The organism is Enterococcus phoeniculicola ATCC BAA-412 (genome assembly GCF_000407505.1).
In the GTDB taxonomy this organism is placed as follows: Bacteria; Bacillota; Bacilli; order Lactobacillales; family Enterococcaceae; genus Enterococcus_K; species Enterococcus_K phoeniculicola.
This window is the reverse complement of the sequence record NZ_ASWE01000002.1, coordinates 878,282-889,011: the sequence shown is the minus strand read 5'-3', so window position 1 is coordinate 889,011 and position 10,730 is coordinate 878,282. Positions and strand designations below refer to the sequence as shown.

Below are 10,730 nucleotides of genomic sequence, written 5' to 3'. Positions count from 1 at the left end.
GAGACCTTCAACTCAAGCATGTCCCATGCGTAGAAGATGATGAGAGCGAAACGAAGTGGAGACCTTCAACTCAAGCATGTCCCATGCGTAGAAGATGATGAGAGCGAAACGAAGTGGAGACCTTCAACTCAAGCATGTCCCATGCGTAGAAGATGATGAGAGCGAAACGAAGTGGAGACCTTCAACTCAAGCATGTCCCATGCGTAGAAGATGATGAGAGCGAAACGAAGTGGAGATGAGTCCCAACCTTTATCAAGCTTTTACGATGATGGGGTATAACTTAATTAGTTACATCCCACCTTTATTGCTAATGAAATAGGAGAGAGTATTCAAATGTAGAAGTAAGAAGAAATGGTTTCCTGTTAAAATTTAGAGAAAACAGGTGGAGGGAAAAACAATGACGAACTTTGAAAATCCAGACATAGAAAAATTATTTTTAAATTATGAAGATCCATATAGAACGAGTTTATTAGCCATTAGAGAGTTAATTTTTAAGACTGCCCGACAAGTGACAGGAGTTGGTAAATTAACAGAGAGCTTAAAATGGGGACAGCCAACCTATTCGACACTAGAAACGAAAAGTGGTACGCCCATTCGTATTGATAGATTTGAAGAAAAGTACGTAGCAATTTTTTTCAACTGTCAAACTGTTTTGATTGAACAATTTCGAGAATTATTTCCTGAAAGACTGATGTTCTCTAAAAATAGAGCCATTGTTTTAGATCCTCTTCAAGAATTACCTGTCCGCGAACTTGAATTTTGTTTGTCAGCTGCGCTTATTTATCATAAAAATAAGGGTTTCTTTAAAAATAAATGAAGAACAAAAAGAGACAAGTCCATTTCTTCAACTAAAAATAAACTATGTACAATTCTATCTTTCTGCTATTTATTTAAAGAGATACAAGGAATGGATTAAGGACTGTAGAAATTAGGCTACAGAAAATTCATATGAAAACTAGTTATCCGTATATAATTTGTTTATGAGATGAGGGAATTTTTACTTATTGCTTGTTTGAATACAACACAACGAGCTCGATTTATTATGTGATTGGTTAAACATCAGACATAACAATCTTCTCAAACTCATCTAATTTAATTGGTTTATCATTACTCCCACGAATGTATTTTGTAGTTCCATCCTCATAATGGATGGTTACTGACCACTGATAGCCATCAAAGATATTAGGATTTACATAATCATTTTTCCAATGAGAAAATCCTGTTTTGTACAATTTTTCTTGGATTTTTTTTGAGTTTTTAATTTTTATGATTGAAAATGCTTCTGTATCAATCTCTTCAAATGTACGATATTCTGGCTTATTACTAACTGTGTATCGCCTGCCAATATTTTTTGTAAAATCAATTTCGCTAGCTAGATAAATATATCCAAAGCTAGAATTTTGATAGTAAATTTTTTCAATCCTTTTTTGTTTGTAGATGAGCGAATGGATTGTCGCAATAACGATAATAACTGAAAAAATGCCAAGTCCTATTTTTTTCAATAGATACGTCACTCCCTTCTGTCTGCTATAAATTGATTCTCTCTATAATACCATAACTAAAAAATGTTACGTTATTTTACTATATCATGAATAATGAGAGAATAAGTTAAAAAAGATGAGGGGGGGGGAGGGACTCATCTTCTGCACATGGAACATGCTAGAGTTGAAGGCTTCGCAAATAAGCTGAAATTGCATCTCTACATCTATTTCTTTTAGAAATAGATGTAGAAACGTATCTACTTAGCTCTCGGAACTGAACACTTCTAGTCTCAAGAAAGATCATTTGTTGCATTATATCTCACTTAGATATATCATTGATTATAATAGAAAATAAAGGGGTTGAGTAGAATGGGTTTATTAGATTTGTTAGGTTCATTGATTGATCCTCGCGGCAATGCTGGATGGACAATCTAAAGAAGAAAGAGTAAGAGGTTACTTTGTACAAAATAAAAATCCTTCAAGGCAATCAAGAGAACTGCTTTGAGGGATTTTTATGTATAAAACTGAGAATTAGAAATCTTTCATTTCCTCAAGAATCGTTTTTCGAATCCAGTCATTCTCCAAAACCTCACTTATTCCTAGTGCGACAATATACTCATCTCGAGCATTGGCACGCTTTAAAGCCTTCGTATTATAGGCTTTTTCATATAAGAGATAGTCTAAGCCAACCAGAGAAGAATACTTTGCACAAATTTTAAGGCCACTGTCACAGTAATCTAACGCTTCAGTATAATTCTTTTTCTTTGAATAGAAATTCGCGATATTGTAGTAGGTGAGTGCTAATCGAGGATTTCGATCATCTTCTTTTTCGTATGCTTTTAATAGCTTAATCGTTTTTGAGAAAATAGATTCTGCTTGTTCTGTCAACCCTCTATCACTGTAGTAAGCCCCCAAAATACTATTTGCCAGAATAAATAAAACTTGATTGCTTTCCGCACCAAAATCCAAGGATTTATAGAGATAGAAAAGAATAGTCTCCGGATTCTTGTTCGATAGAAAATCTAAAGTCCCCCTTTGTAAGTATAGTTCTTGTAGTTCACGAGCATCCAATTTATCTTCCATAATAGTTAATTTTTTTAGCAATTCTTCCGCTTCTACAAATTTACGAACTTCAATAAGTTTAGTAATCTTTTTTAGATTTTCTTTCACGGCAGGGGCATAGGAATTAACTAACACATCAGAAATTTCTAAATCAAGTCTAGCACATATAGCCGAAATAATGTCCATACTATTTGCAGTATTCTTTTTCTCAATATTACTAATTGTTGCTTGTTTACAAATTCCATGTGCTAATTGATTTTGTGTCATATTATAGTCAATTCTTCTTTTCTTTATTACAGATCCGTTTAGTTTCATTTAGGGAAAAACCTCCAAAAAGTTTTGATTTAAATTCTTATAATTAAGATTATATTATAAAAATATTAAAATAAACAATGAATTCGATTAAGTATTAATTATTTTGTAAGAGACTTGAGATTCCTAATGTTTATTATAAGCAAAATAAACATTAAATATTTTATAAATACATTATCTGGTGTAAAGTTCGAGTCTTTAATCTAATTTAAAAGTCTACTATAAAATATAGGAGATGAAGTGTAAGTTCTTGGATACTATTCGATTAGTATTAAGTGACATCTGGAATAGGACGAGTACTTAATTTTTGAGAAGATAATATTTATTTATGAAGGAATTCCTTGTATTTTCAGCCTTTATGAGATTTTAGAACATCTGGAAGTAATGGAACTTCTTTTTTCGGTTGATAAAATCTGTAGAATAACAAGTAATTAGCGAATGCGACTATCGTAAAATATTTTCGCAGATAAGACAAGATTGCTATGATGAGAAATCGAACAATCACTCCTCTTGAATAGGATAAACAATGAATGGCTATTCTCACATTTTTTTATGATTACCTCCTTACTTTGTATACATACGAAAAAGATGATCATTTGCTTTTCTCTCTAGGAATCTATAATAAAAGTTTATTATTCAGCAAGTAAACTGCCTAAATCAAAAAGTAACTAAAGTTATTTACATTATAATCAAAAAATGAATTTACGACTAGCCTTTAATTCTCTTTTTTTAGATGTTAAGCAACTGCACGAAAATTTAGAACCAAATAAAATAGAAGGCTGAAAAACATTTACGATTTTCGACCTTCTATTTTTTGTAAGTGTTTCATACGTGATTATTTTTCCAGTAATTTTTCAAATTTCTAGCACATAGTATCAACTTTTTAGTGTATGGTTAATCACTTTTCAATACTTTTGGTTGCTACGAATTTGAATCAATTACAGGTTTTAGTGACAATGAGCTGTACGTTGGTTCATTCTTGAAAATTCATTTGTCGAATAATCTGACATCTCATCATGATGAGAACGAGTATTATGTCGTCTACTCATGACATAACTAGATTGGTCATCTCTCGAAAAGAAAGTTGTTGCATTTGCAAGAATCGTATTCGTGACAAATAAAAATCCTACAATAGAAAAAGTAATGAGTGTATAAACTAGAAATTTAGGTTTATTTTTCAATGAGCACACCTCCTTATATACCATGGTGGGTATAATGTACCATTAACTTGAAGGAACTTCAAGGGGAATCTTTCAAACGTAAAACTGGAGATAGAGTTAATCAACTAGTCTAGCTTTGTGCGACTAGTTTACGATAATCACCAGTAGAGGCTTTTTTTGTACTATTTGGTAACAAATTTTTAAAGTTGCATAGCTAAACACATAAAAAAAGAGGAGATGAGAGAGCATCTTCCTGTTCTTTCGTTTTTTACTTGGGAGTCTTTCAATTTTTATCATTTATTCCTCTTATTTCCTTATGAATAGTATGGTGAAGTAAGTACACTTTAGCTGAAAAGTCTTTAACATTAAAAAAAATTAGTATACGTAGAAAAAATGAAATTATCTTTAGGTTGCCAATTTTTTAGCACTGAAAAAGAGACTGGAAGTTTAGTCGAATCCAGTCTCTCTTAAAGAAAATTAATTTTGTTTATTAAGATGTCCTAGAGAGGTTAATTCTTTATTTAATATTTCCCAATCAGAGGCAGTCGGTGCAGTGGTCCAAATCAGATAAGGGCATTCTAAATTTGGAATATATAAATCTGAAAGATAAAAATCTGTATTTTTTGATACTTTTTTTTCAATACGAATATTTAACGCTTGGAATGAACGAATTGTTTCTCCAATAAATTGATTGTAGATATCGCCACTTGAAAAATCAACACACACGTTGAGAGTTGGTAGCTTGTAATAGTCGGGAATTGTTTGTATCAATAAAAATGTATATTCGTAAACCAAATATTTTTTGCAGTGACTATCAAAATTTGGATAGTTTTCATAAAGAGAGTGAACAATGGAAGAAACGACATGATAAAAACTTGGATAGTTTTTCAAAATGAAGTCGTCATCAATAATAAAAAAATTATCTATAGGTTCGAAATATAGAAATTTCCAATGAATTTTTGATAATCCTTGTTTTACAACAGCCATTGATTTCATTAAAGCGTCTTCATCTAAGTACTTAGAAATCTCAACGCAGAAAAATGTATTTAAGTTGTTTATAGATAAAGGAATAGAAGAGTCTTGGTAGTAAATGTCTTCTTTTTTAATGAAAATGAATTCTTCAGCAAGTAAAAAAGATTGGAAAAACAGCGTTTCGTTTAATAAAAATTCAGTTGGGACAGAAGTATATTCCTCAAAAAACAACTGAATATAGTTTGATAGTGATTTTTTTTTAGTCAGAGTAAACATATATTTTTTTTCAAAATGAATGTAATCCTTTGTACGATATCTTTGAAAAATAACCGCAGACATATACTTGAGTTTTAAATATTGTGTCTCAGTAATTTCATGAGAAAGTCTCTTGCTTATCATGTTCGTAAAATTCTCTGCGATGGATTCTATAGATAGACTAAATGGAAACTTGGTGCTGTTGAATTTGGAAAAGTAAAAGTAAAAAAGCATCATTCTAATTTGCGTTTCTTTTCCTGAAAAAGAGTAATTGGCTGAAATTTTCACGTTATAAGGCTCAAAAAAAATTTCCAATTCCTTTTTTATAACATATGTTCTCGATATGCTTATAAAATTTTTACTTGCAAAAGATTTTAATGTATTTGCAGAGTGTTTAAAAACAGAATCTAGAAGATGGAAATGTGGTGATTGCTCTAAATAATGTAAACGAATTAATTGGATTTTTATAGCTTCATTGTAAGTCAGTGTTACTTTATTGTTAACTAGCTGAATAGAGACATCTGAAATTCCGAATGTCTTGACATCTATCATCAGACTTTCAATTGCTTTTGTTGTTAGATAATAAGAGCTGTCAATAGCTGTGATGAGTTCAGTTATATCTGCTGTTTTTTGTTCACGATTATCAAGACATTTTAGTATTTTTAGCTTATGAATACTCTCTTTATCTATAAATAAATCCATAGTGATTCTCCTAATTATTGTTATTTATACCAATCCAACAACGAGTAATGTAATCAATATAGAATTATAAATCAATAAAACTGAGTCTTATTATTTGTTTTTTTAAGAAAAAATAAAAAAACGTAGAATAACATCCAACATCAATATGTTAAATTTGAGTTGTTATTAAAAGGTGATTGTTTATGACCATTCTTTTTCTAACAAAAAAGGGATGAGTACCAAAAATATAGAAGAAAGGAGGGAACGCATAGAAAATGAAAAAATTTATATCTGTTACTTTAGCACTCTGTATTGTTTCAAATAGCGTCGGATACATAGCTTATGCAGGAGCTACTCAAGAGTCAGATATAGTAATAGCTGATAATTCAAAAGAGAATATGAAAAAAGAAGAACTCCGAGCAATAGGGGATGATTCAGAAATAGATCGTACCCAGTCAAGTGGGGATTTGACTGGCACTGAAGAAAGTATCAAGCAGGAAGATGATTTAAAAAATCCAGATGTAGAGAAGCCGTCAGATAAGAAAAGAGAAACAGATCCAGAGGATAAACGGGCGGAAACAAGCACTACTTCAGAAAAATCAGGTCCAGAAGAAAAACAGCCAACTCTTGTGAATGAACCGAAAAAAGCTGATGTAGGTTTATTTGCCCAACAACCGTTAGAAAGCTATCCTAAAAATACAATGATGAATGACAAGGGGTTACCTTTAGATGGAAGTAGTATACCTTGGCCAGATAGTGTGATGCAGCTAAAAGTGCCAAAGGTCATTGAGTGGTACAACGGGACAATGAAATTGAAAGAAAACTCAATTTCTTATCTTGCTACGGGGAATGTTGTTTTATTCAAGAATATGGGGATATACAAAGGCAAGAAAGTTGATGTTCGCTGGACATTTAACAAAGTAACCTTACGTACTAGTGTTGATAAAGTATATATACAGGTTACGACAGGCGGTGCTGGACTTTGGATGACTAAAAATAGTGAAGTAGAGTTTACACAAACGATTGTAGATGAGACTGGAGCAGAACTAGAGGTTTCGACTTTAGTTGAACCTATGATTAGTACAAATACGACAGTTGCATATGATGCAGCTCATTTTGAACGATCGTTTAGCACAAAAAAGCCAACGCCAAGTGTGATTAATGTGGATGAAACAGCAACCAATGTTTCTTTTATCAATCCGTCTCCTACTGTAAAAGAAGCGGTAGGTGTATTAGTGAAAAATAACCTACAACTAGATATCAATATTCAGAATGCACCTGTTGGAGGTGGTTCTGTCTTCTTTGCGCCTACTACAACAGTGCAATATCCATATTCAAAACCAAATGTAATGGGGCAAACGAATGAAGTGGATATGACAGCGAAATATACTGTAGAACAGACACTACCAGAACAGTCGTCTCCCGCTTTTTACCCGGATAAGTATTCACTGGATGTGCAGGTAAATGAGTCGCTTAAGTTAACTACAGCAGACTTACAAAAGATTGTGATTAAAGACGGTGAAGGAACCGACATTACCTCTAATTTTTCATTATCTTTAGGAACAAATCATAACCTATTGATTACTGCGACGAATGCTCAGTTACAAGCTTTAGGTTATAAGATATTTACGATTAATTTAGATTTATCAGTAGATACAGCTTTTAATCGATTGTCTGAGTACTTAGAAGGAACCTATTTAAAAATACCTCTTACTGTAAAGAATAATCTCGTATCAGGAGAGTCCACCGATAAGGCAACCGTAAAAGTAGATGGGATTCCAAGTGGATCTGGTATTCCTCAAATCGTAAGTAAAGGAAGTAGTACAGATGATTTAATACCAGCAGAATTGGTAGAAAATTTAAAAAGTACGAAGCCTGGAGATACTGTATCGGTTGTTGGTTTTTCTGAACGTACGGAGTTTCCAACGGTCGGCGATACCATTATCTATGTAGTCATTAAAAGTAAACATTCTGGATTGCAAGTGAACGTTCCTGTGAATGTTACAGTTATTGATGCTATTCCTAGTGGGGTAGGAATTCCTCAAACTGTTTTAGTTGGAAGTAGTACAGAAGATTTAAATCCGCAAGATGTAGTAAAAGATTTAAAAAGTACGAAGCCAGGGGACACAGTCACTGTAGTGGGCTTCTCTAAGATTACAGAATTTTCAGCTGTTGGCGAGACAACGGTGTATGTAGTAATTCAGAGTCAGGACTCTGGTATTCGAACGCAGGTTTCTGTCCCTGTAACAGTTAAGGAAGGAACGTTGACTTTAGAAAAAGTTCCAGCTTCTATTCAGTTTGATAATTTAAAAATTCAAACGAAACCTCAAGATTACTATCCAGTAAATTTAGGGGAGCAGTTACTTGTCAAAGATACGAGACTTTATAAACAGACATGGACGTTACAGGTGAACATTGCTGAAAGTATAATCAGTGGCGACCGTCAACATACATTGGATAATAATTTAATGTACAAAACAAAAGAAGGACAAGAAAAAGCCATTAGCAGTGCAGCCATTAATGTGGAATCGGCAACGAACACGAATAACGAAGCTGTTAATGTCGCAAGTCAATGGTTTAACGACAGCACTTGGAAAGGCGGGTTCTTTTTAGATATCCCACCGGGAACAGCTATGGCTGGAAGTTACCAAGGAAAACTAGAATGGACATTAGCAAATGTGCCAGCAAATGAATAGAGAGTGAGAAAAAATGAAAAATCAAAAGGTAATTTGGATTCTTCTTTTTTGCTTTCTAGGATTAAGTAGTATCCATTCAACTATGACAATGGCTTCTGAGTTAAAAGAATATCGTTCCAATGTTGAAGCAGGTTTTTATGGAATCTATCAATATGGGAAAGAACAAGTGCCGGAAGTACCAGAAAATTATCCGGATAGTGAGCCAAAAAAATATATAAAAACGTATGGAACGAGTCAACGTATTTTACCTAAAACCGGGGAAAATCACTCGAGCTATCTAGGTGTAATTGGATTTATTACACTAGTGTCAGTCATGATACTTTTCAAACTAAAAAAATTAGGAGGAACAAATCAATGAAATTTATTACTATGTCATCAGCATCTATATTATTAGCATTATCAATCGGAGGTCAAGTAGCGCTTGCTGCTGAAGAAGCTCCTGCAGCACCGAAAGAATACAATAGTAACGCAATTGTTGAATTTACACCAGATACAGGAATAAACGATCCTGTTGACCCCATTGCTCCAGACCCTAACGATCCTGTGAAGCCTTATGACCCAACAACACCAGATCACAATCCTGGAACGGGAACCACTGGACCATTAAGTATTGACTTTGCATCAAGTATTGATTTTGGATTAAACAAAATTACTTCAAAAGATGTAACTTACTATGCCACTCCTCAATATTACTGGAGTGCAGATGAAACAGGTCCCGATCCTTTGTCCGCACGTCCCAACTATGTTCAAATTTCTGATAAACGCGGAACAAACGCAGGCTGGACATTGACAGTTAGACAAAATGGGCAATTTAAAAATGCTGAAACTCAAAATAAAGAATTACACAGTGCAGAAATTAAGTTTACGAAAGGAACACCAGCGTCAGCTTCTCTTGTAATGGGTGAACCTACTACGTATGAGGTAGCACTAAAACCAACAGGTGAATCTTCAAAAGTTATGGGGGCAAGAGCTACCATAGGTGCTGGAACATGGGTGAATGCTTTTGGTGCAGTAGAAAATGTGGATATCGATGGTACGCTAACAGAAAAGAATACAGGAATCTCTCTTTCTATCCCGTCAACAACCCCTATTGATGCAGTAAAATATACTACTTCATTAACTTGGTCATTATCAGAAGTTCCAGATAACGAATAAAAAAAGAGGAGTTTTTAAACAATGAAAAGTGTAAAACAGTTAGTCTTGGGTGCTTTAGCTGTTAGCCCCTTTATTTTAAGCCAATCAGTAGCCGCTGTTGAGGCTGAACCAACGCCAGATCCAAGTAGAACAACCGGTGCCATTGTGAACTTTATCGGAAATGATGGACCAGTAAATCCTGTAGACCCGCTTGATCCTGGAAAGGATGCTCAACCGAACAACCCAGACGGGTCAGTACCAGAAGTTGGAACATCGGGTCCCTTAAGTTTGGATTTTGCGTCAATGATTTCTTTTGGAACGAATAAAATTTCAACAAAAGATAAAGTGTATAACGCTTTAGCGCAGCCTATTTTGACTGACGGAATGTTTAAGTATGTTCCTAATTATGTTCAAGTAACCGACACTCGTGGCACTTTAAAAGGGTGGACATTGAGTGTAAAACAAAACGGGCAATTCAAATCTGTTACATCAAACAAAGTGTTAACGGGTGCAGAGATTACTTTTTCTAGTGGTCAAACAGCCTCTATTTCCGAATCACCTGCGCCAACAGCAACTGGGACGTTCAGTTTAAATCCTGACGGAACAGGTGTTGTTGAAAATGCCATGAAAGCAGCAGAGGGACAAGGGGCTGGAACATGGGTTTATCGCTTTGGTAATGAAAGTAATGTTATTGAAGTGCCACGTCCAGAAATTCCTGCTCTAACAGTTGAAACAAATACAGTGAGATTATCTGTCCCTGGAAGTACCAATAAAGTATCAGAAGAATATAGAACTTCATTAACTTGGACATTATCTAATTTACCAGGAAACGAATAAAGAACGAGGTTGGAACAGAAGTAAATAGCTCTATTCCGATCATCTATGTAGAAGGAAAGAGGGCAAAATATAACTGTTTGAGTTATGTTTCAGGCTCTCTTTCACTCTTTTCTGTTTATTAAGCAGAGTGTGGTTCTCTT

9 protein-coding genes are annotated in these 10,730 nt (G+C 34.0%); 5 read left to right on the top strand and 4 right to left on the bottom strand.

Annotated features, from left to right (window positions below; genetic code table 11):
* Nucleotides 1–397: 397 nt before the first annotated feature.
* Nucleotides 398–817: a DUF1801 domain-containing protein gene (locus tag I589_RS10760; RefSeq protein ID WP_010767403.1), complete on the top strand. Its 420-nt coding sequence runs from the start codon at nt 398–400 to the stop codon at nt 815–817.
* Nucleotides 818–1,052: 235 nt separating this feature from the next.
* On the opposite strand, the gene I589_RS10755 is transcribed toward I589_RS10760, so the two are convergent.
* The 4 genes from I589_RS10755 to I589_RS10740 form a co-directional block, all read right to left on the bottom strand.
* Nucleotides 1,053–1,502: a hypothetical protein gene (locus I589_RS10755; RefSeq protein ID WP_010767404.1), complete on the bottom strand. Its 450-nt coding sequence runs from the start codon at nt 1,500–1,502 to the stop codon at nt 1,053–1,055.
* 510 nt (nt 1,503–2,012) lie between these two features.
* Nucleotides 2,013–2,858 (bottom strand): helix-turn-helix transcriptional regulator, encoded by an 846-nt coding sequence (locus I589_RS10750; RefSeq protein WP_010767405.1) that lies wholly within the window; start codon nt 2,856–2,858, stop codon nt 2,013–2,015.
* Between the two features lie 944 nt (nt 2,859–3,802).
* A complete protein-coding gene (locus I589_RS10745; RefSeq protein ID WP_010767406.1) occupies nt 3,803–4,036 on the bottom strand; it encodes a hypothetical protein in 234 nt (77 codons plus the stop codon).
* 456 nt (nt 4,037–4,492) lie between these two features.
* Nucleotides 4,493–5,944: a helix-turn-helix domain-containing protein gene (locus tag I589_RS10740; RefSeq protein WP_010767407.1), complete on the bottom strand. Its 1,452-nt coding sequence runs from the start codon at nt 5,942–5,944 to the stop codon at nt 4,493–4,495.
* A gap of 254 nt (nt 5,945–6,198) precedes the next feature.
* Here I589_RS10740 and I589_RS10735 point away from each other — a divergent pair, with 254 nt between their 5' ends.
* The 4 genes from I589_RS10735 to I589_RS10720 are packed head-to-tail and all read left to right on the top strand — an operon-like array spanning nt 6,199 to nt 10,590.
* Nucleotides 6,199–8,619 carry a WxL domain-containing protein gene (locus I589_RS10735; protein ID WP_010767408.1) on the top strand — a complete coding sequence of 807 codons (2,421 nt, stop codon included), beginning with the start codon at nt 6,199–6,201 and terminating at the stop codon, nt 8,617–8,619.
* Between the two features lie 13 nt (nt 8,620–8,632).
* A complete protein-coding gene (locus I589_RS10730; RefSeq protein WP_010767409.1) occupies nt 8,633–8,977 on the top strand; it encodes an LPXTG cell wall anchor domain-containing protein in 345 nt (114 codons plus the stop codon).
* The gene (locus I589_RS10725) at nt 8,974–9,774 is read left to right on the top strand and encodes a WxL domain-containing protein (protein WP_010767410.1); all 801 of its coding nucleotides are present in this window, start codon (nt 8,974–8,976) and stop codon (nt 9,772–9,774) included. The genes I589_RS10730 and I589_RS10725 overlap by 4 nt, the downstream gene beginning before the upstream one ends.
* 21 nt (nt 9,775–9,795) lie before the next feature.
* Nucleotides 9,796–10,590: a WxL domain-containing protein gene (locus I589_RS10720; RefSeq protein ID WP_010767411.1), complete on the top strand. Its 795-nt coding sequence runs from the start codon at nt 9,796–9,798 to the stop codon at nt 10,588–10,590.
* Nucleotides 10,591–10,730 lie beyond the last annotated feature (140 nt).

Coding starts and splice junctions, on each gene's coding strand:
- I589_RS10740 (WP_010767407.1), bottom strand. CDS start 5,944: ATGGATTTATTTATAGATAAAGAGAGTATTCATAAGCTAAAAATACTA.
- I589_RS10735 (WP_010767408.1), top strand. CDS start 6,199: ATGAAAAAATTTATATCTGTTACTTTAGCACTCTGTATTGTTTCAAAT.
- I589_RS10750 (WP_010767405.1), bottom strand. CDS start 2,858: ATGAAACTAAACGGATCTGTAATAAAGAAAAGAAGAATTGACTATAAT.
- I589_RS10725 (WP_010767410.1), top strand. CDS start 8,974: ATGAAATTTATTACTATGTCATCAGCATCTATATTATTAGCATTATCA.
- I589_RS10730 (WP_010767409.1), top strand. CDS start 8,633: ATGAAAAATCAAAAGGTAATTTGGATTCTTCTTTTTTGCTTTCTAGGA.
- I589_RS10760 (WP_010767403.1), top strand. CDS start 398: ATGACGAACTTTGAAAATCCAGACATAGAAAAATTATTTTTAAATTAT.
- I589_RS10720 (WP_010767411.1), top strand. CDS start 9,796: ATGAAAAGTGTAAAACAGTTAGTCTTGGGTGCTTTAGCTGTTAGCCCC.